General features: G+C 70.6%; 22 protein-coding genes and 1 pseudogene. 5 read left to right on the top strand and 18 right to left on the bottom strand.

The window, feature by feature from the left end; genetic code table 11:
- The first annotated feature begins 5 nt into the window (after window positions 1–5).
- Entirely contained in the window at window positions 6–1,226 is a 1,221-nt protein-coding gene (locus OHS57_RS09265) for a TerD family protein (protein ID WP_328581607.1), read from the top strand.
- An 82-nt stretch (window positions 1,227–1,308) separates the two neighbouring features.
- Here the strand turns inward: OHS57_RS09265 and OHS57_RS09270 are convergent, their stop codons facing one another.
- The gene (locus tag OHS57_RS09270; RefSeq protein WP_078863698.1) at window positions 1,309–1,536 is read right to left on the bottom strand and encodes a hypothetical protein; all 228 of its coding nucleotides are present in this window, start codon (window positions 1,534–1,536) and stop codon (window positions 1,309–1,311) included.
- A gap of 164 nt (window positions 1,537–1,700) precedes the next feature.
- Here OHS57_RS09270 and OHS57_RS09275 point away from each other — a divergent pair, with 164 nt between their 5' ends.
- Entirely contained in the window at window positions 1,701–2,468 is a 768-nt protein-coding gene (locus OHS57_RS09275; protein WP_328581608.1) for an SDR family NAD(P)-dependent oxidoreductase, read from the top strand.
- Window positions 2,469–2,547: 79 nt separating this feature from the next.
- On the opposite strand, the gene OHS57_RS09280 is transcribed toward OHS57_RS09275, so the two are convergent.
- The gene (locus tag OHS57_RS09280; protein ID WP_041990988.1) at window positions 2,548–4,050 is read right to left on the bottom strand and encodes a hypothetical protein; all 1,503 of its coding nucleotides are present in this window, start codon (window positions 4,048–4,050) and stop codon (window positions 2,548–2,550) included.
- A 203-nt stretch (window positions 4,051–4,253) separates the two neighbouring features.
- Here OHS57_RS09280 and OHS57_RS09285 point away from each other — a divergent pair, with 203 nt between their 5' ends.
- A complete protein-coding gene (locus OHS57_RS09285) occupies window positions 4,254–6,101 on the top strand; it encodes an endonuclease/exonuclease/phosphatase family protein (RefSeq protein ID WP_328581609.1) in 1,848 nt (615 codons plus the stop codon).
- Here the strand turns inward: OHS57_RS09285 and OHS57_RS09290 are convergent.
- Window positions 6,037–6,627, bottom strand: a complete 591-nt coding sequence (locus OHS57_RS09290) for an SMI1/KNR4 family protein (protein ID WP_328581610.1) — start codon at window positions 6,625–6,627, stop codon at window positions 6,037–6,039. The two genes, OHS57_RS09285 and OHS57_RS09290, sit on opposite strands and share 65 nt — an antisense overlap.
- A 231-nt stretch (window positions 6,628–6,858) precedes the next feature.
- On the opposite strand from OHS57_RS09290, the gene dapA reads away from it, so the two are divergent.
- Window positions 6,859–7,794, top strand: a complete 936-nt coding sequence (gene dapA / locus OHS57_RS09295; protein WP_328581611.1) for a 4-hydroxy-tetrahydrodipicolinate synthase — start codon at window positions 6,859–6,861, stop codon at window positions 7,792–7,794.
- Between the two features lie 41 nt (window positions 7,795–7,835).
- Here dapA and dapD read toward each other — a convergent pair whose 3' ends face one another.
- From dapD to OHS57_RS09325, 6 genes are all read right to left on the bottom strand, one after another.
- A complete protein-coding gene (dapD, locus tag OHS57_RS09300) occupies window positions 7,836–8,822 on the bottom strand; it encodes a 2,3,4,5-tetrahydropyridine-2,6-dicarboxylate N-succinyltransferase (protein ID WP_328581612.1) in 987 nt (328 codons plus the stop codon).
- Between the two features lie 69 nt (window positions 8,823–8,891).
- Window positions 8,892–9,857 (bottom strand): CU044_5270 family protein, encoded by a 966-nt coding sequence (locus OHS57_RS09305; RefSeq protein WP_328581613.1) that lies wholly within the window; start codon window positions 9,855–9,857, stop codon window positions 8,892–8,894.
- Window positions 9,850–10,443: an RNA polymerase sigma factor gene (locus OHS57_RS09310; protein ID WP_328581614.1), complete on the bottom strand. Its 594-nt coding sequence runs from the start codon at window positions 10,441–10,443 to the stop codon at window positions 9,850–9,852. Before OHS57_RS09310 ends, OHS57_RS09305 begins: the two co-directional genes overlap by 8 nt.
- A gap of 85 nt (window positions 10,444–10,528) precedes the next feature.
- Complete coding sequence (locus tag OHS57_RS09315) at window positions 10,529–10,789, bottom strand: hypothetical protein (protein WP_443043067.1); 261 nt, start codon at window positions 10,787–10,789, stop codon at window positions 10,529–10,531.
- Window positions 10,790–10,840: 51 nt separating this feature from the next.
- Window positions 10,841–11,377 carry a TetR/AcrR family transcriptional regulator gene (locus OHS57_RS09320; protein WP_328581615.1) on the bottom strand — a complete coding sequence of 179 codons (537 nt, stop codon included), beginning with the start codon at window positions 11,375–11,377 and terminating at the stop codon, window positions 10,841–10,843.
- On the bottom strand, window positions 11,374–11,697 hold the full coding sequence (locus OHS57_RS09325) for a DMT family transporter (RefSeq protein WP_328581616.1): 324 nt from the start codon (window positions 11,695–11,697) through the stop codon (window positions 11,374–11,376). The genes OHS57_RS09320 and OHS57_RS09325 overlap by 4 nt, the downstream gene beginning before the upstream one ends.
- Window positions 11,698–11,832: 135 nt before the next feature.
- On the opposite strand from OHS57_RS09325, the pseudogene OHS57_RS09330 reads away from it, so the two are divergent.
- Window positions 11,833–12,310 (top strand): annotated as a pseudogene (locus OHS57_RS09330) (VOC family protein).
- Here OHS57_RS09330 and OHS57_RS09335 read toward each other — a convergent pair.
- The 9 genes from OHS57_RS09335 to sufD form a co-directional block, all read right to left on the bottom strand.
- Window positions 12,296–12,661, bottom strand: coding sequence for a VOC family protein (locus OHS57_RS09335; RefSeq protein ID WP_328581617.1), 366 nt, complete (start codon window positions 12,659–12,661; stop codon window positions 12,296–12,298). The pseudogene OHS57_RS09330 and the gene OHS57_RS09335 sit on opposite strands and share 15 nt — an antisense overlap.
- 41 nt (window positions 12,662–12,702) lie before the next feature.
- Window positions 12,703–13,116, bottom strand: coding sequence for an Imm10 family immunity protein (locus OHS57_RS09340; protein ID WP_328581618.1), 414 nt, complete (start codon window positions 13,114–13,116; stop codon window positions 12,703–12,705).
- A gap of 39 nt (window positions 13,117–13,155) precedes the next feature.
- Window positions 13,156–13,626 (bottom strand): NUDIX domain-containing protein, encoded by a 471-nt coding sequence (locus OHS57_RS09345; RefSeq protein WP_328581619.1) that lies wholly within the window; start codon window positions 13,624–13,626, stop codon window positions 13,156–13,158.
- Between the two features lie 117 nt (window positions 13,627–13,743).
- A complete protein-coding gene (locus OHS57_RS09350; protein ID WP_041990971.1) occupies window positions 13,744–14,082 on the bottom strand; it encodes a metal-sulfur cluster assembly factor in 339 nt (112 codons plus the stop codon).
- Window positions 14,079–14,549, bottom strand: coding sequence for a Fe-S cluster assembly sulfur transfer protein SufU (gene sufU / locus OHS57_RS09355; RefSeq protein WP_041990969.1), 471 nt, complete (start codon window positions 14,547–14,549; stop codon window positions 14,079–14,081). Before sufU ends, OHS57_RS09350 begins: the two co-directional genes overlap by 4 nt.
- Window positions 14,550–14,575: 26 nt before the next feature.
- Window positions 14,576–15,850: a cysteine desulfurase gene (locus OHS57_RS09360; RefSeq protein ID WP_041990966.1), complete on the bottom strand. Its 1,275-nt coding sequence runs from the start codon at window positions 15,848–15,850 to the stop codon at window positions 14,576–14,578.
- Complete coding sequence (sufC, locus tag OHS57_RS09365) at window positions 15,847–16,611, bottom strand: Fe-S cluster assembly ATPase SufC (protein WP_041990965.1); 765 nt, start codon at window positions 16,609–16,611, stop codon at window positions 15,847–15,849. Before sufC ends, OHS57_RS09360 begins: the two co-directional genes overlap by 4 nt.
- Window positions 16,612–16,618: 7 nt before the next feature.
- Window positions 16,619–16,936, bottom strand: a complete 318-nt coding sequence (locus OHS57_RS09370) for a bifunctional 3-phenylpropionate/cinnamic acid dioxygenase ferredoxin subunit (protein WP_041990963.1) — start codon at window positions 16,934–16,936, stop codon at window positions 16,619–16,621.
- Complete coding sequence (gene sufD, locus OHS57_RS09375; protein ID WP_041990960.1) at window positions 16,936–18,117, bottom strand: Fe-S cluster assembly protein SufD; 1,182 nt, start codon at window positions 18,115–18,117, stop codon at window positions 16,936–16,938. Before sufD ends, OHS57_RS09370 begins: the two co-directional genes overlap by 1 nt.
- Between the last annotated feature and the right edge of the window lie 55 nt (window positions 18,118–18,172).

Below are 18,172 nucleotides of genomic sequence, written 5' to 3' on the forward strand. Positions count from 1 at the left end.
CTGGCATGACAGCTATGACCCCCGGCTCGAACATCCCGCTTCCCACCGCACATGTGGCGGTGGATGTCGCCGGGCCCGTGCGGCTCGACGTCTCGGGCCTGCTGCTCACCGCCGACGGCAAGGTGCGCTCGGACGACGACTTCATCTTCTTCAACCAGCCGGCCGGCCCCGGCGTGAGCTACCGCTCGGGCGGCGGCTCGGCGCCGGACGCGATCGTGGTCGACACCGGCGCGGTCCCCGCGGGCATCGAGAAGATCGTCATCACCGCGAGCCCGGACGCGGCGGGCCAGAGCTTCCAGGGCATCGAGCCCACCGCCACCGTCCGCGACAGCGGCAATGGAACCGTGCTCGCCACCTTCACCCCGCCGCAGCTCGGGGCCGAGACGGCGCTGGTGATCGTGGAGATCTATCTGCGCAACGGCGCCTGGAAGGTCCGTGCCGTCGGCCAGGGGTACGCGAACGGGCTCGCCGGTATCGCCACGGACTTCGGCGTATCGGTCGAGGAGCCGGCCGCACAGGCCGCACCGCCGGCCCCCGCGGCCCCGCCGCAGGCGCCGGTGACGCCCCAGGCCCCGGCGGCCCCGCAGGCACCGGCAGCGCCCCAGGCCCCCGCCGCACCGCCCGGTCCGCCGGCCGCGCAGGGCGGCGGGAAGATCAATCTGGACAAGGGCCGGGTCAGCCTCCGGAAGAACGAGACCGTGTCGCTGGTCAAGGGCGGCAAGCCGCTGCTCTCCCAGGTCAAGATGGGGCTCGGCTGGGAGCCCGCCTTCCGCGGCAAGGACATCGACCTGGACGCCTCGGTCATCGCGTACGGCCCGAACCGCAACCACCTGGACAGCTGCTACTTCGGCAAGCTCTCCATCCTCAACGGAGCGATCAAGCACTCCGGGGACAACCTCACGGGTGAGGGCGCGGGTGACGACGAGGTGATCGTGGTCGACCTCGGCCGGCTCCCCGCCGAGGCGACGGGCCTGGTGTTCACCGTCAACTCGTTCACGGGGCAGAAGTTCAACGAGGTGGCGAAGGCGTACTGCCGGCTGATCGACGCGGCCACCGATCAGGAGCTGGTGCGCTTCGACCTGACCGGCGCCGAGCCGCAGACCGGGGTGATCATGGCCAAGTTCGTCCGGCAGTTCTCCGGCGAGTGGGAGATGACGGCCATCGGCGAGTTCGTGAAGTCCCGCACGGTCCGCGGCATGGTCAAGCCGGCGGCGAAGCTGCTCTGACGCGGTCCGGTCCCGCTGCCCTGAACGCACCACGGGCCGCCGCGGTCGCGCATGACCCGCGGCGGCCCGTGGGCCACTGTCTTCAGAGCTTGGTGAGCTTGGAGAAGGGACTCAGGATCCTCCCCTGACGCCCGGAGAAATCGATGAGCACGGCATGTTCGCCCTCGACTCCGATGACTCTCCCCAGCCCGAACTGATCGTGGGAGACACGGTCTCCGACATCGAACTTCTCGGGCGGAGGAGAGGCCGGGGCCTGGCGGTTGAAGGGACTGGACGGCAGGTGGCGCCGGGATCCGGCTGACTTTGTCATTACTTGGAGTATGCGCCCAAGGAGCCCCGCCGCGCCATGCCCGGCGGCTGACCGGCCTCCGGATCACCCGTTCCGGGGCCCTGTTCGCAGGGCGGGAAGGGTCGCCGAAAGGGGTGGCGGAGCGTACCGTGCCCCGTCCGAAACCGAAAGGGTTCCGAGCCTTGATGAAACTGTCCGCCACCGGTCGCGCTGTCCTTGTCAGCGGAGCCTCCCGGGGGCTCGGCCGCGCCCTCGCGAGCGCCTTCGCGGCCAACGGCGACCGGGTCGCCGTCCACTACGGCAGCCGCGAGTCGGACGCCCGGCTGACCCTGGAGTCACTCACCGGTACGGGGCACGCGCTGGTCGGCGGCGACATCTCGGACCCGGCGGGCGCGGCACGGGTGGCCGACGAGGCGGCGGCGGCCGTGGGCCCGGTCGACGTACTCGTCAACAACGCGGCGGTCAACGACCCCCATCCGCCGGTCACCACCCCGTACGAGGAGTGGGCCGAGCACTGGCAGCGCCATATGTCCGTCAACCTGCTGGGTACGGCCCTGCTCAGCCACCGGGTGGCGCACGGCCTGATCGAGCGGCGCGCCGGCGGCCGGATCGTCAACATCGGCTCCCGCGGGGCGTTCCGCGGCGAACCGGACTACCCGGCGTACGGGGCGACGAAGGCGGCCGTACACGCCCTGGGCCAGTCCCTGGCCGTGGCCCTGGGCCCGTACGGCATCGGGGTGGCCTCGGTGGCCCCTGGCTTCATCGAGACGGAACGCGTCGCCCACCGCCTGACCGGCCCTGAGGGCGAGACCATCCGCGCCCAGAGCCCGTTCGGCCGGGTGGCCACGCCGCAGGAAATCGCCGAAGCGGTGCTGTGGCTGGCCTCCCCGGCCGCGGAGTGGTCGTCGGGCACGGTGCTGGACCTGAACGGAGCGTCGCATCTGAGGATGTGATCGCGGATCAGCGGCTTGGACGACGCCCCCCGCCGCCGCCCCCGCCGCCCGGCGGCGCGGGGGCGGACCCGGCGCGGTGTCAGCCGGTCGCGCGCGAGCGGGCCTTGAAGGCCGCCTTACGGGCTTCCTTCGCCACCGTGCGGTCCCTGTGCAGACGGCCCATCGCCTCCAGGACGTCCGGGGTCGCCGGGTGGTCCACCCGCCAGGCCTCCTCGAAGAAGTTCTTGTTCTGGCCGACCAGGCCCTCGACGAGTTCCCGCAGCTCGTCCGGTTCGCCCTCGGCGTCCAGTTGGGCCGCGATCGTGTCGATCGCCAGCCAGAAGATCATCGTCTCGGACGGCATCGGGACGTCGCCCGACCCCAGCTCCGCGAGCCAGACCCGGGCCAGACCGCCCAGCTCGCCGTCGTCCAGCACGGCGCGCACGGCGGGCTCCGCCTCGGCGCCGACGAGCGTCAGCGCCTGCTGGCAGTTGAGGCGGCGCAGCGGCGCACCGGGGTCGGTGCCACGCGCGGCGGCGAGCAGTTCGGCCGCGGCCTCCGCCGGTGCGTGCCCGGCCAGCCACTGCTCGGCCTCGGCGCGCGCCGAGGCCTCGGGGAAGTGGGCGATGCCGTCGAGCAGCGCGCGGGCGTCGGCGTCGGCCAGGTCGCCGACGGCGGGGGCCGTCACGCCGGCTTCGAGCATCCGGGACCTGATGCCGTAGACGCCGAGCGGGGTGAGCGTGACCATGCCGTAGCGGGTCACGTCGTCCGCGTCGACGGGCAGGCCGGGCTCGGCGCCCGGCAGGTCGCCGCCGGCTGCGTCCTCGGCGTCCTCGGCCATCAGCGCCTCGTCGACCGGTACGTAACTGACGAGCCCGACCGGCTCCAGCAGCCGGAACTGCTCGTCGAGCCGCATCATGGCCTGCGACACCTGTTCGAGGACGTCGTCGGTCGGCTCCCCCATGTCCTCGGGGACGATCATCGAGGCGGCGAGTACGGGCAGCGGCACCGCACCCTCGCCCTCGTCCGCCGCCGTGAGCAGGTAGAGGTTGCCGAGGACGCCCTCAAGGAACTCGGCCTCCACCTCCGGGTCCCAGTCGAGCGCCTCGAAGTCGATCTCGCCGTCGTCGCCGATGGCCACGGCCAGGTCCTCGAAGACCGGCGCCGTCGCGTCGGCGAACACCACGTCGAGGGTGTCCAGCCAGAGGGACAGGACGTCCTGCGGGGTGCCGGCCGTCACCAGCGCGAGCTGCGGGCCCGCGGTGACCGCGGACGCCTCGTCGTCGTCCAGACCGCTGTCGGAGTCGGTGCCGTCGCCTTCGGCCACGGCGACGAGGTCCGTGTCGATGGCGACCCGCCACGCCTCACTCGCGTACGACTCGCCGTCACCTTCCGACAACTCGTCGCCCAGGCCCAGCTGTTCGGCCGCCGCCGGCAATTGTTCGTCGACCAGCTCACCACCGGCCCCTACCCGGGTCCCTGGCCCCGCCCAGCGGGCGAGACGTACCGCCCGCGCGAGCAGCGGCGCGGCGAGCGCCTGCCGCGCCAGCTCCGCTTCCGAGGGCAGCCGCACCGGCGGCAGGGTGGGGCGGTCTTCGGACATCTGTGGGGTCTCTCCTCGCTGTGTACGGGCCGGGGTCGCGGCGCGCGCCTCCGGCGAGCCCAGCGTAGACGTATGTGACCCCGCGCCACTCGATTCATGTGCCCGACGAGCTCCGTACATCTGGGCAGTCTTGACAAGTTCCCCGCCCAGGAAAGAGATTGACGCGCGTAGAACCTCTCGTACCCCATCCTCGGAGTTCTGTGATGCCTGCTTCCGTACCGAGATCGGCCGCCGTACCGACCCTTGTCGCCCTCGCCCTCGCCGCGGGGCTGATCGTCGCCGCCGGCCCCGCCTCCGCCGGCACGTCCGCCGCGGTGGCGGGTGTACGGATCCACGGCATCCAGGGCAACACCCGGATATCCCCGCTGGTCGGCACCCCTGTCACGAACGTCCCCGGCATCGTCACCGGTGTGCGCGCCTACGGCAGCTCGAAGGGGTTCTGGCTCCAGGACCCGAAGCCGGACAACGACGCCGCCACCAGCGAGGGCGTGTTCGTCTACACCAGCTCCAACCCGACGGTCGCCGTGGGCGATTCGGTCACGGTCAACGCGACGGTCAGTGAGTTCGTGCCCGGCGGCGCTGCGGCCGGCGGCCAGTCGGTCACGGAGCTGACCGCGCCGAAGGTGACCGTGGTCTCCTCCGGCAACAAGGTGCCCGCCCCGGTCCAGATCAAGGCCAAGTCGGTGCCCGCCGCCTACGCGCCGACGGGTACGCCCGACACCGGCAACAGCATCAACGGACTGCGCCTCAAGCCCCGCGACTACGCCCTCGACTACTACGAGTCGCTGGAGAGCATGAACGTCAGCGTCGGCACCTCGCGCGTGGTCGGCGCGACCGACGCGTACGACGAGCTGTGGGTGACGGTCAAGCCGCAGGAGAACAACGCCAAGCGCGGCGGCACGGTCTACGGCTCGTACGACTCACAGAACACCGGCCGGCTGCAGATCCAGCAGACGGCCCTCAGCACCGACAGCCCGTTCCCCACCGCCAATGTGGGCGACTCGCTGAAGGGCACCACCGAAGGCCCCCTGGACTTCAACCAGTTCGGCGGCTACACGCTGGTCGCCCGTACGCTCGGCACCCTCGTCGACAAGGGTCTGAAGCGCGAGACGACCCGGGCGCAGAAGGACGGCGAGCTGGCCGTCGCCACGTACAACGTCGAGAACCTGGCCGCCGACGACCCGCAGTCGAAGTTCGACTCACTGGCCGCAGCCGTGGTGAAGAACCTCTCCTCGCCCGACGTCCTGTCCCTGGAGGAGATCCAGGACAACAGCGGCGCCACGGACGACGGTACGGTCTCCGCCACCGAGACGGTCAAGAAGTTCACCGAGGCGATCGTCGCCGCGGGCGGCCCCGCCTACGAGTGGCGCTCGGTCGACCCGGAGAACGACAAGGACGGCGGCGAGCCCGGCGGCAACATCCGCAACGGCTTCCTCTTCAACCCGGAGCGGGTCTCCTTCGTCGACAGCGGTACGGCCGACGCGACGACGCCGACCGCGGTCGTCACCAAGGGCGGCAAGGCAGGACTGACCCTCTCCCCCGGCCGTATCGACCCGGCCGACCCGGCCTGGCAGGCCAGCCGCAAGCCGCTCGTGGGTGAGTTCACCTTCCGCGGGCAGAACGTCTTCCTCGTCAGCAACCACTTCACCTCGAAGGGCGGCGACGAGAGCCTGACCGCGCAGCATCAGCCGGTGCCGCGCTCGTCCGAGGCGCAGCGGCTCCTGCAGGCGCAGGCGGTCAACTCCTTCGTCAAGGACCTGCACAAGGCGGACAAGAACGCGCAGGTGCTGGTGCTCGGCGACCTGAACGACTTCCAGTTCTCGAACACCGTGAAGGCGCTCACCAAGGGCGGGCTGCTGACGTCGGCGATCGACTCACTGGCGCCGCTGGAGCGTTACACGTACGTCTACCAGGGCAACAGCCAGGTGCTCGACCAGATCCTGACCAGCCCCGCCGTCGAGGACTACAGCTACGACAGCGTGCACATCAACGCGGAATTCGCCCAGCAGGACTCGGACCACGACCCGCAGGTGCTGCGCTTCCGCCCCTGACGGACCGCCAGCGCGACACCCAGCCGGCGAAGCCCTCTTCGTCGGCCGGGTGTTCGCGGGCGGGCGCCGCGCCCACGTCGCTGATCTGCCAGATCCGGCCACGCTGCGGTCCCGTGACGACCAGGTGCCAGTACAGACCGCAGCCGCCGGTGCCCAGCACCACGCTGCCGTGGTTGCTCACGTCGTCGATGAGCGGCTCTATCTCCTCGTACGGCCGGGGGTCGTCCTCCCACACCCAGGGCGCGGTGAGCGGGAAGGGCCTGCTCAGCACTCGCTGCGTCTGGTCACAGCCCCAGTCGGCGGGCAGCGCCGCCAGCGGTATCAGCCCGTCGATGTCGGCGGGGCCGCGCGCGCAGCCGTCACATATCTCCACCACCAGTGTGCGGTAGGGCTCCGGCAGGGCCACCGCATGCTCCCGCTCGAAGGCGGCGACGGCCTGCGCACCCAGCGGCGGCCTGCGATGTTCGGGCTCGAAGGCGGCGCGCAGCGCTTCGAGTTCGCAGGGGTCGGCGTGTTCGGTGTTCATACGCTCCATGCTCCTCATTGGACCAGTCCCCACTGACAGTCCCCACTGACGGCCGGCGCGGGCCCCGTGGTCCATGAACAGCCGTACGGTACTGCGCGGCCGGCCGGGTACGCGGGCGATACCGGCACAGTCGGCCGGATTCCGCGCATGCCCGACCTTTCAGCGTTGCTTCACCCTCCCGGCAAGCGAATCTAAGTGGACCTTCACCATGGGCGGGCGGACACTGCGGCCATGACGACTCCGACGACTCCGCTGTCGAGCCCGCCGACGACTCCGCGCCCGTTCGGCCGCGCCCTGTGCGCGATGGTCACCCCGTTCACCGCCGCCGGCGAACTCGACCTGGCGGGCGCCCGCAAGCTCGCCGGCCATCTGGTGGCCGAAGGCTGCGACGGGCTCGTCCTGAACGGCACCACCGGCGAGTCCCCCACCACCACCGACGCGGAGAAGACCGCGCTGGTGCGCGCGGTGTGCGAGGAGGTCGGTGACCGCGCCCATGTCGTCGCGGGCGTCGGCAGCGCGGACACCCGGCACACGCTCGCCCTGGCCCGGGAGGCCGAACAGGCGGGCGCAGACGGGCTGTTGGTCGTCACCCCGTACTACAGCAGGCCGCCGCAGGCCGACGTCGAGGCGCACTTCCTGCGGATCGCGGACGCGGCGGGCGTACCCCTGATGCTGTACGACATCCCGGCGCGCACCGGTACCCGCGTCGAACCCGCGACGCTGCTCAGGCTCGCCCGGCATCCACGGATCGTCGCCGTCAAGGACTGCGCGTCCGACCTGCTCGCCAGCTCCTCGGTGATCGCCCGGAGCTCACTCGCCTACTACGCGGGCAGCGAGGAGCTGAACCTGCCGCTGTACGCGGTCGGCGGCGCCGGTTTCGTCAGCACCGTCGCGAACGTCGCGCCCCGGCAGCTGCGCGCCGCCGTCGACGCGTACGACGCGGGGGCGCACGCCGAGTCCGTACGGCTCAACCAGCTCACCCTGCCGCTCGTCGAGCTGATGATGGCGTCAGGGCTGCCGGGCACGGTCACGGCGAAGGCGCTGCTCGACGGCCTCGGGCTGCCGGCGGGCCCGGTACGCGAACCGCTGCGGCCCGCCGGCCGGGAGACGGCCGACGGGCTGCTGCTGGCGTACGGGGAACTGCTGCACGCGACCCGCCACCTCTGAGGGCGGGGGCGCCACCTCAGCGGGGCGGGGGCCGCCCGCGCTCAGTTGTGGCTGTGGAGCACGTCGTTGAGACCGCCCCAGACCGCGTTGTTCGGCCGCGCCTCGACCGCGCCGGAGACCGAGTTGCGGCGGAAGAGGATGTTGCTCGCACCGGACAGTTCCCGCGCCTTGACGATCTGGCCGTCCGGCAGCGTCACGCGCGTACCGGCCGTGACGTACAGGCCCGCCTCGACCACGCACTCGTCACCGAGCGCGATGCCGATGCCCGCCTCGGCCCCGATGAGGCAGCGCTCGCCGATGACGATGCGCTCGGTACCGCCGCCGGACAGCGTGCCCATGGTGGAGGCGCCGCCGCCGATGTCCGAGCCGTCACCGATGACGACGCCCGCGGAGATCCGGCCCTCGACCATCGACGTGCCGAGCGTGCCGGCGTTGAAGTTGACGAAGCCCTCGTGCATCACGGTCGTACCGGCCGCGAGATGCGCGCCGAGCCGCACCCGGTCGGCGTCGGCGATCCGGACGCCCTTGGGGGCGACGTAGTCGGTCATACGCGGGAACTTGTCGACCGAGGTCACCTGCAGATGCAGCCCCTCGGCGCGGGCGTTGAGCCGTACGGTCTCCAGCGTGTCGACGGCGACCGGACCGAGGGAGGTCCAGGCGACGTTGGCGAGCAGGCCGAACTGCCCGTCGAGGTTCTGCCCGTGCGGCTTGACCAGCCGGTGGCTGAGCAGGTGCAGCCGCAGATACACGTCGTGCGCGTCGAGCGGCTTGTCGTCGAGCGAGGAGATGACCGTACGGACGGCGACGACCTCGACCCCGCGCCGCGCGTCGGGCCCGGTGGCCTTGGCGGCCCCGTCCCCGAGCAGCTCGACGGCGCGCTCGGCGGACAGCCGCTCGGTGCCCGCGGGGCCGGGCTCGGCGGACAGCTCGGGGGCGGGGTACCAGGTGTCGAGTACGGTGCCGTCGGCGGCGACGGTGGCGAGTCCGGCGGCGACGGCGCCGGTGGTACGAGGAGTCGTGTCGGTCATACCCGAAACCTAACGGCTGCGCGCACCACCGGGCGAACCGGTCTCAGCGCCTGATCAGGCGCGCGCCGGTCAGGGGCGCTGGTCCTGGTGGTCGACGAGGGCCTGCCGTACGACGGCCTCGGAGCTGATGAGCTGCCCCTTGTGCCACGGGTCGCGCGGCGCGCCGGGGTCGTTGGCGGTCATGTCGGGCACTTCCCTGGCCACGATGTGCCGCGTCCCCGCGTAGACGTACGTCGTCGCGTCGTAGAGCGTCTCGGTGCGGAGCAGACTGCGCGGATCGTCCTTGGCCGGGTGGACGGCGATGACGTCGCGGCCCGCGGCGTCGACGGTCCGCTCCGTGGTCAGGCCGGGCGTCGCCGCCAGCATCCGGTAGACGCGGGAAAGGCCGCGCGGCGGGGCGGGGTAGACGGACACCAGCGTGCCGAGCAGTTGGCTCCCCAGTTGCTCGTCGGTCGCCGAAGGGGTCTTGGCCCCCTGCTTGTCCCGGTAGAAGGCGCCGATCCGCCGAAGCGCGGCGGACCGGTCGGCCGGCAGGGAGGCGAGCAGCTGGTACGTCCGCAGCGGCGACGCGTCGCCCGTCGTCTTGTCGAGGTCGAGCGCGGGGTCGCGGTACATGCGCCACTGCTCGTGCTTCTCCGGGCTGCTCGTCACACCGTTGGTGCGCACGATCTCGACGGTCTGCGTGTAGGTCCACTGCCCGTCGGCCGGATGCGGCGCCGGAGCCTTCGCCGCGGCGTCCGCCGCGCGGTTCAGCACCGTCGCGGCACTGAGCCGGGCCGGATCCGCCGGCGCGGCCGCGCTGCGGTCGGCGACCCCCCACCCGCTGTCGTCGGCGACCCGCACCCCCACCACGGCGGCCAGCGCGACGGCGGTGGTCGCGCCGATCACGGCCAACCGCCAGTCGTGGCGCGGCGAGTAGCCGCGCCGCCCCTGGTGCGCTGTGTCGAGCAGCCGCTGACGTCCGGGGGCAAGCCGCGAGCGGTCCGCCTCCGGCGCCCCGGACCTGAACTCTCGTACGGCGGTCAGATCATCCATGTCGGATCGCCTCCACGGCGTCGTTCAAGGGCAGGGGATTGTCGCCGAGCGCCGTACGGACCTTGCGGCGGGCCCGGTTGAGGCGGGACCGGACGGTGCCGAGCGGGATGGAGAGCGCGTCGGCGATCTCCTGGTAGCTGAGATCCGCCCAGGCGATCAGCAGCAGCACGTGTCTGTCGCCGGGCGACAGCCCGGCCAGCGCGCCCGCGAGCGACGCCTGCGCCGACTGCGCGGTCACCCGGCTGTCGGCGCTGTCGGCCCACGACTCGACGACGGGGTCAACTCCCGTACGGGCCAGCGCCCGCAGCGCGCGCACCTCGCCGCGGCGGTGCTTGCCGATGAGGTGGGCGGCTATCCCGTACAGCCAGGGCCGGGCGCTGCGCCGGGCCGTGTCGTAGCGCTGCCGGGCCCGGAAGGCGACGAGGAAGGTCTCGGCGGTCAGGTCGTCGGCGTGACTGTCGCCGAGGCGGCGCGTCGCGTACCGGTGGATGTCGGCGGCGTACCGGTCGTAGACGATCCCGAACAGTTCGGGCTGCTCGACGGACTGGCTGATGATCGCCGCGTCGTCGTCGGGTGGTCCGGTCACGGTGCCTCCGTGGTCGCTGCGGGGTGACGCCTTCACCCGCTGTTCCCCGATGAGGCGAAGTGGGTTCACGCAGCGGCGGCGCGCCTCAGCCCAGCCGGTTGCCCGCGCCCCTGCCGTCGGCGTGGTCGACGTCGTCCTCGGCGCGCGGCAGCGCGCGGTGCCCCTCGGAGTGGTGGTTGACCCAGCCGCAGACCCCGCAGCTGTAGCGGCCGTCGAGCCCGGCGATGAGCGTGCCGCACTGCCGGCACTCGGCGTAGGTGATCTCGGGGTCGACGGTATCGACGGTATCGACAGGACCGACGGGGCCTATGGCGTCCATCGGGTCGACGGAGTCCGGGGGTGGCATGCTCACCGCTCAAACCTACCGCCGGGGGCGCGAGCCGTCCCCGGCCGATCCCTACGGAATCAACCGGCCGAGCATGGCGCGCGCGTAGTCCTCGTCGTACGCGCTGTCGGTGAGCAGCACCTGGAGACAGATGCCGTCGAGCAGGGCGACCAGCGCCCGCGCTGTCGCGGGGTCGGTGCGCCGGGCCAGGATCTCGGAGACCCCGTCGGTCCACTCGGCGGCGACGGGCCGCAGCGCGGGGTTGCGCAGGGCGGCGAGGTACAGCTCGTACTCCAGCTCCACGCCGGTACGGTCGCGGCCCAGCCACCGCCCGATCAGCCGGGCGAGCTGCCCCGCGAGGTCCCCTTCGGGCCCGGTAAGAGCGTCACTCCCCCGTATCTCGGCGGCGAGCCCCTCGTTGGCCTGGCGCAGCGCGGCGACGAGCAGTTCGTCGAGGGAGGCGAAGTGGTACGTGGTGGAGCCGAGCGGTACGTCGGCCTCGGCGGCGACGGTCCGGTGGCTGAGCCCGGCGATCCCGCTGCGCCCGACGACACGAATCGCCGCGTCGATGATCCGCTGCCGACGGTCGGGGTCATGACGCCGGGTCATGAGTGCGACCCGCCGAGGTTGAGCACGACGACCCCGACGATCACGAGCACGATCCCCGCGATCTTGACGAGGCTGGTCGACTCGTTGAGGAAGACCATCCCGATGAGCGCGATCACCGCGGTCCCTGACCCGGCCCAGATCGCGTAGGCGGTGCCGACGGACAGCGTCTTGAGGGTCTGCGCGAGCAGGGTGAACGCCAGTACGTACCCGGCGAGCGTGATCAGCGAGGGCCAGAGCCGGGTGAACCCGTCGCTGTACTTCATCGCGGTCGTCCCGGCCACCTCGGCGGCGATGGCGGCGGCGAGCAGTCCGTATCCCATGTGTACGAGTGTACGCATCGCTGTGTACACCTGTACACACCACTGCCGACGGCCTTAGGCCAGGAACTGGCCTAGTTGACGCCTACCGTCGCTGCCTGCCGACCGACCGACACCAGCGAAAGGACCGCGACCGCGATGCCCGAGCAGACCAGCGCCGCGCCGACCGGCTACACCACCGTCGCGCCCTGGGTCGTCACCGACGACCCGGGAGGCCTTCCTCGACTTCGTCAGCCAGGCGTTCGGCGGCGAAGAACTCGGCCGGGTGCCGACCGAGGACGGCCTGATCGGCCACGCCGAGATCCGCGTCGGCGACACCGTCGTCCTGGCCTTCGACCGCCACCCGACCTGGCCCCGCACCCCGAGCCTGCTGCGGGTCTTCGTGGCCGACGCGGACACGGCGTTCACCCGGGCCGTCGCCGCGGGCGGCCAGGTGGTCACGGCCCTGGCCGACGACGCCTTCGGCCGGCGCGGGGGGCGTATCAAGGACCGCCTCCAGGACCCGGCGTACGCCGAGACGATGCGGGTGGCCCAGGAAACCCTCGACGCGGAACTCAGCGGCGAACACGAAGGACGGAGCAGCGCCCCGGTCAGGCCCCGGTCAGTCGAGCAGTGAGCTCTTCGGACTCAGCACGCAGAATTCATTGCCCTCAGGATCTTCGAGGACGACCCAGGTCGCCGATTCCCCCTGCCCGACATCGGCCCGCCGCGCACCGAGCGCGATGATCCGCTCGACCTCGGCGGCCTGGTCGTCGGGCGACAGATCGATATGCAGCCGGTTCTTGACGGCCTTGCGCTCACCCACCGGCACGAAACAGATCCCGGGCAGCGCGGCAGCGTCCGCACCGATGACGATCTCGTCGTCGGCCTCGAACACCACCTGCCAGTCCAGCACCCCGACCCAGAAGCGGGCGAGCGAGGGCAGATCGTGCGCGTCGATCACGAGCTGGTAGCAGGAGACACCCATACGTCCAGTCTGCCCGCCCCCTGACCCCCCGCCATGCCGACTCACACACACGGCCCGACAAACTCCGGCCGCCTTTCGCTGGCCCCCCAGTCCACAACCTCGCGAAGCTTCCTGGACAAGGTCGCCCGGTCGATCCCCGACCCGCCCAGGGACGCGTCCACCACAGTCGGAATCTCAAGGATCTCCGCACCCTTGTCGGTGAACTCCAGGGTGAGCAGCGAATCAGTAACCCGCACGCCGCACAGACAGCCGTAAGCCGTGTGGCCCAGTTCGGTCGAAACGCAGTAGGAATCCATCCCCGACCGAATGTCCTGCTCCTCGGGCTCATAGGTGGACCGCTGGACCACGAACGACCTCGCCACACCACCGCCATCGACCCCGGCGATCCCCACGACAAGAACCTCTTCGTCGTCGCGGTCCTCGAAGAATCCGACCTCGACGCCGATCAACCGCATCCCGAAATCCCCTTCCCCCGGCTGCTGCCATCAGCCGGATTATCCCAGGTAGGGCCTTTCGCGCTGTTCCATGAAGTGCTGGAGCCTGAGCCGTTGAGTGTGGTGCATCGGAAGTCGCTCGAACTCTTCGGGCGGCACGAACCGGAGTTCGGTGGACTCGTCCGAGATCGCAAGCCGGCCGCCGGTGACGCGGGCGGTGAAGCAGACGTTGAACTGTCGCCGCACCTCGCCGTCGGTGTAGGCGATGATGTGCTTCGGGTCGGTGTACGTGCCGACCAGGCCGGTGATCTCGACGTCGAGGCCCGTCTCTTCCTTGACCTCACGAACGGCCGTGCCCGGCAGGGAGTCGGTCAGCTCCATAACCCCGCCCGGCAGCGCCCACAGGTCGTTGTCGCGGCGCCGCTGGAGGAGGATGCGCCCGTGGTCATCGCTGACGACGGCGGACGCGGCCACGACCATGCCGTTCGGCTCGGGCGCGTTCGGCTCGTCGTAATACTCGGTGCGCGCCACAGTCAGCCTTCCTCCCGTACGGGGGTTGCCGTCGCCCGGTGCGTCCGGTGACGCGGAAAGGCGCGGCGCGCCCCTTGTGAGGGGTGCGTCGCGCCTTTGGCACGGGCGGGGGTGGCGTCAGACGTTGAAGCCCAGCGCGCGGAGTTGTTCGCGGCCGTCGTCCGTGATTTTGTCCGGGCCCCACGGGGGCATCCAGACCCAGTTGATCTTGAGTTCGTTGACGATGCCCTCCGTCGCCGTCTGGGCCTGTTCCTCGATCACGTCCGTCAGCGGGCAGGCCGCCGACGTCAGTGTCATGTCCAGGGTGGCGATGTTGGACTCGTCGATGTGGATGCCGTAGATCAGGCCCAGGTTGACGACGTCGATGCCCAGTTCGGGGTCGACCACGTCGTACAGCGCCTCGCGGACCTCGTCCTCCGAGGCCGGCTTCATGGTCAGGGTCTCGTTCTCGCTCATGCGGTCTCCTTGTGCGCCGTGTCGGTGTCGCCCAGTGCCTGGGCCGTCGCGTCCTTCCACGCCATCCAGCTCAGCAGGGCGCACTTGACGCGTGCGGGGTACTTCGAGACGCCGGAGAACGCCACCGCGTCCTCCAGCAGCTCCTCCATCGCGTCGTCCGGCTCCAGCTGCCCCTTGGACTGCATCAGCTCCAGGAAGGCGCCCTGGATCTTCTGCGCCTCCGCCAGGTCCTTGCCGACCAGCAGGTCGTTCAGTACGGACGCGCTGGCCTGGCTGATCGAGCAGCCCTGGCCCTCGTACGAGACGTCCTCGATCCGCGACCCGTCGTACCGCACGCGCAGCGTGATCTCGTCACCACAGGTGGGGTTGACGTGGTGCACCTCGGCGTCGCCGTCCCGCAGACCGCGCCCGTGGGGGTGCTTGTAGTGGTCCAGGATGACGTCCTGGTACATCGAATCCAGCTTCACGTGTCAGTCCTTTGTCCGACGAGGTCTCATCCGAAGAAGTTGCGGACGTGCTCAAGACCGTCGACCAGCGCGTCGACCTCGCTCTGTGTCGAGTACAGATAGAACGACGCTCGCGTGGTCGCAGGAATTCCGTACCGCAGGCAGACCGGCCGCGCGCAGTGGTGGCCGACCCGGACCGCGATGCCCTGTTCGTCCAGGACCTGGCCCACGTCGTGCGGGTGGATGTCACCCAGCGTGAACGAGATCGTGGCGCCCCGGTCCTCGGCCGTCGTCGGGCCGATGATCCGCAGTCCCGGGATGTCCCGCAGCCGCTCCAGCGCGTACTCGGTGATCGCGTGCTCGTGCGCCGCGATCTTGTCCATGCCGATCGCCGAGAGGTAGTCCACGGCCGCGCCGAGGCCGACGGCCTGGGCGATCGGGGGCGTACCCGCCTCGAACTTGTGCGGCGCGGGGGCGTACGTGGACGAGTTCATCGTCACGGTCTCGATCATCTCGCCGCCGCCGAGGAACGGCGGCAGGTCGTCGAGCAGCTCCTGGCGGCCCCAGAGCACGCCGATGCCGGTGGGCCCGGTCATCTTGTGCCCGGTGAACGCCACGAAGTCGGCCTGGAGCGCCTGGACGTCCAGCAGCTGGTGCGGGGCGGCCTGCGAGGCGTCGATGCAGACCAGCGCGCCGACCTGCTGCGCGCGGCGGACGATCGCCTCGACCGGGTTCTGGGTGCCCAGGATGTTGGAGACCAGGACGAAGGAGACGATCTTCGTCTTCTCCGTGATGATCTCGTCGATGTTCGACAGGTCGAGCCGACCGTCGTCGGTGATGCCGAACCACTTCAGCTTCGCGCCCGTGCGCTGCGCGAGCAGCTGCCACGGCACGATGTTGGAGTGGTGCTCCATCTCCGTGATGACGATCTCGGTCGAGTCGTCCACGCGGTACGGCTCGTCGGCCCAGCCCAGCATGTTGGCGACCAGGTTCAGCGACTCCGAGGCGTTCTTGGTGAAGATCACCTCGTCGCGGCTGGGCGCGTTGATGAAGGCCGCGACCTTGTCGCGGGCGCCCTCGTAGAGCGCCGTCGCCTCTTCGGCGATGGTGTACACCCCGCGGTGGACGTTCGCGTTGTGCTGCTCGTAGTAGTTGCTCAAGGCGTCGAGCACCTGACGCGGCTTCTGCGAGGTGGCCGCGGAGTCCAGGTAGACGAGCTTCTTGTCGTCGTGGATCACCCGGTCGAGGATCGGGAAGTCCTTGCGGATCGCCTCGTCGAGCAGGCGGTCCCGCACTGAGAGCAGATCCGGAAGTTGTGTCACGCGCTGACGCCTCCCTTCGCGTACGCCTCGTAGCCCTCGTTCTCCAGCTTGTCGGCCAGCTCGGCGCCGCCGGACTCGGCGATGCGGCCCTGCGCGAAGACATGGACGAAGTCGGGCTTGATGTAGCGCAGGATCCGCGTGTAGTGCGTGATCAGCAGGGTGCCGACCTCGCCGCTCTCGCGGACGCGGTTGACGCCCTCGGAGACGACACGCAGCGCGTCCACGTCGAGGCCCGAGTCGGTCTCGTCGAGGATCGCGATCTTCGGCTTGAGCAGTTCGAGCTGAAGGATCTCGTGGCGCTTCTTCTCGCCGCCGGAGAAGCCCTCGTTGAGATTGCGCTCGGCGAAGGACGGGTCCATCTGGAGGCGCTCCATGGTTTCCCTGACCTCCTTCACCCACGTCCGCAGCTTGGGGGCCTCGCCGCGTACGGCGGTCGCCGAGGTGCGCAGGAAGTTGGAGACGGAGACGCCGGGGACCTCGACGGGGTACTGCATCGCGAGGAAAAGACCCGCGCGCGCCCGCTCGTCCACGGTCATCGCCAGGACGTCCTCGCCGTCCAGCGTCACGACGCCACCCGTGATCGTGTACTTGGGGTGGCCGGCGAGGGAGTACGCGAGGGTCGACTTGCCCGAGCCGTTGGGGCCCATGATGGCGTGGGTCTCGCCCTGCTTGACGATCAGGTCGACGCCCTTGAGGATCTCGCGGGGGCCGTTCTCCGTGTCGACGGTGACGTGCAGGTCGTTGATTTCAAGGGTTGCCATGGGTGACTCAGGACTCCTGGGTGACGGAGACGAGCACATCGTCCCCTTGGATCTGTACGGGGTATACGGGGACGGGGCGCGTCGCGGGGAGGCTCGACGGCTTTCCGGTACGCAGGTCGAAGCTGGAGCCGTGCAGCCAGCACTCGATCATGCAGTCCTCCACCTCGCCCTCCGAGAGCGACACGTTCGCGTGCGAGCAGATGTCGTTGATCGCGAACACCTCGCCCTCGGTACGGACGACGGCGACGGGCGTGCCGTCGAGTTCCACCCGGGTCGGGGTGTCCTCTTCCAGCTCGCCCAGACCGCAGACACGGACAAAGGCCATCAGACCGTTGCCTCCAGCTCCTTCTCGATCGACGCGAGCAGCCGCTCCTCGACGTCGGGAAGGCCGATGTGCTGGACCAGCTCGGCGAAGAAGCCGCGCACGACCAGGCGGCGCGCCTCGGTCTCCGGGATGCCGCGCGCCATCAGGTAGAAGAGCTGCTCGTCGTCGAACCGGCCGGTCGCCGACGCGTGTCCGGCGCCGGCGATCTCGCCGGTCTCGATCTCCAGGTTCGGCACGGAGTCGACCCGCGCGCCGTCCGTGAGGACGAGGTTGCGGTTCATCTCGTAGGTGTCGGTGCCCTCGGCCGAGGCCCGGATGAGGACGTCACCGATCCATACGGCGTGCGCGTCCGCGCCCTGGAGAGCGCCCTTGTAGGCCACGTTCGACTTGCAGTGCGGGGCGTTGTGGTCGACGAACAGCCGGTGTTCCTGGTGCTGGCCCTTGTCGGTGAAGTACAGGCCGAACAGCTCGGCCTCGCCGCCGGGTCCCGCGTACTGGACGCGCGGGTGGAGCCGTACCAGGTCGCCGCCGAAGGTGACGATGATCGACTTGAACGAGGCGTCCCTGCCGACCAGCGCGTTGTGCTGGGCGACATGGACGGCCTTGTCGTCCCAGTCCTGGACGGAGACGACGGTCAGCTTGGCGCCGTCGCCCACGAGGTACTCGACGTTGCCGGCGAGCGTGGCGTCGCCGGTGTGGTCGATGACCACGACCGCCTCGGCGAAGGCGCCGAGCTCCACGATCTGGTGGGCGTAGCCGACCCCGCCGGCGCCGTGCACGGCGATCCTGACCGGCTCGGTCAGCACGGTCTCCTTCGGTACGGAGACGACCGACGCCTTCTCGAACGAGGAGAACGCCTGCGCGGCCACCCGGTCCGCCGGGGTGCCGGCCTTGCCGACCCGCGGGTCGTCGCGGCCCACGGTCTCCACGACGACGCCTTCGGGGGCCGTCACCTCGACCGTGAGGGCCGAGCCTGTCGCGTCCGCCGTGCCGTCGTGCAGCCCGCGCAGCCGCTCCAGCGGCGTGAACCGCCACTCCTCCTCACGGCCGTGCGGGACGGGGAAGTCCGCCACGTCGTAGGAGGGGGGCGCGCTCGTGCGCGTGGCGACGGTCGACTCGGCGGCCACCGCGATCGAACCGGCAGTGGTGGAACCCGCCGGAATGTTCTGAGCCTCAGCCATGGCTGTCGTCGTGCTCTCTCTCTGCCTCTGGGGAAAGGGAATCGGTTGGCGCCGC

Source organism: Streptomyces sp. NBC_00370 (genome assembly GCF_036084755.1).
Taxonomy (GTDB): Bacteria; Actinomycetota; Actinomycetes; order Streptomycetales; family Streptomycetaceae; genus Streptomyces.

Bases quoted from the DNA above. Each gene is read 5' to 3' on its own strand.
- OHS57_RS09265 (WP_328581607.1), top strand. From the start codon at position 6: ATGACAGCTATGACCCCCGGCTCGAACATCCCGCTTCCCACCGCACAT.
- OHS57_RS09270 (WP_078863698.1), bottom strand. From the start codon at position 1,536: ATGACAAAGTCAGCCGGATCCCGGCGCCACCTGCCGTCCAGTCCCTTC.
- OHS57_RS09275 (WP_328581608.1), top strand. From the start codon at position 1,701: ATGAAACTGTCCGCCACCGGTCGCGCTGTCCTTGTCAGCGGAGCCTCC.
- OHS57_RS09280 (WP_041990988.1), bottom strand. From the start codon at position 4,050: ATGTCCGAAGACCGCCCCACCCTGCCGCCGGTGCGGCTGCCCTCGGAA.
- OHS57_RS09285 (WP_328581609.1), top strand. From the start codon at position 4,254: ATGCCTGCTTCCGTACCGAGATCGGCCGCCGTACCGACCCTTGTCGCC.
- OHS57_RS09290 (WP_328581610.1), bottom strand. From the start codon at position 6,627: ATGAACACCGAACACGCCGACCCCTGCGAACTCGAAGCGCTGCGCGCC.
- dapA (WP_328581611.1), top strand. From the start codon at position 6,859: ATGACGACTCCGACGACTCCGCTGTCGAGCCCGCCGACGACTCCGCGC.
- dapD (WP_328581612.1), bottom strand. From the start codon at position 8,822: ATGACCGACACGACTCCTCGTACCACCGGCGCCGTCGCCGCCGGACTC.
- OHS57_RS09305 (WP_328581613.1), bottom strand. From the start codon at position 9,857: ATGGATGATCTGACCGCCGTACGAGAGTTCAGGTCCGGGGCGCCGGAG.
- OHS57_RS09315 (WP_443043067.1), bottom strand. From the start codon at position 10,789: ATGCCACCCCCGGACTCCGTCGACCCGATGGACGCCATAGGCCCCGTC.
- OHS57_RS09320 (WP_328581615.1), bottom strand. From the start codon at position 11,377: ATGACCCGGCGTCATGACCCCGACCGTCGGCAGCGGATCATCGACGCG.
- OHS57_RS09325 (WP_328581616.1), bottom strand. From the start codon at position 11,697: ATGGGATACGGACTGCTCGCCGCCGCCATCGCCGCCGAGGTGGCCGGG.
- OHS57_RS09335 (WP_328581617.1), bottom strand. From the start codon at position 12,661: ATGGGTGTCTCCTGCTACCAGCTCGTGATCGACGCGCACGATCTGCCC.
- OHS57_RS09340 (WP_328581618.1), bottom strand. From the start codon at position 13,116: ATGCGGTTGATCGGCGTCGAGGTCGGATTCTTCGAGGACCGCGACGAC.
- OHS57_RS09350 (WP_041990971.1), bottom strand. From the start codon at position 14,082: ATGAGCGAGAACGAGACCCTGACCATGAAGCCGGCCTCGGAGGACGAG.
- sufC (WP_041990965.1), bottom strand. From the start codon at position 16,611: ATGGCAACCCTTGAAATCAACGACCTGCACGTCACCGTCGACACGGAG.
- OHS57_RS09370 (WP_041990963.1), bottom strand. From the start codon at position 16,936: ATGGCCTTTGTCCGTGTCTGCGGTCTGGGCGAGCTGGAAGAGGACACC.
- sufD (WP_041990960.1), bottom strand. From the start codon at position 18,117: ATGGCTGAGGCTCAGAACATTCCGGCGGGTTCCACCACTGCCGGTTCG.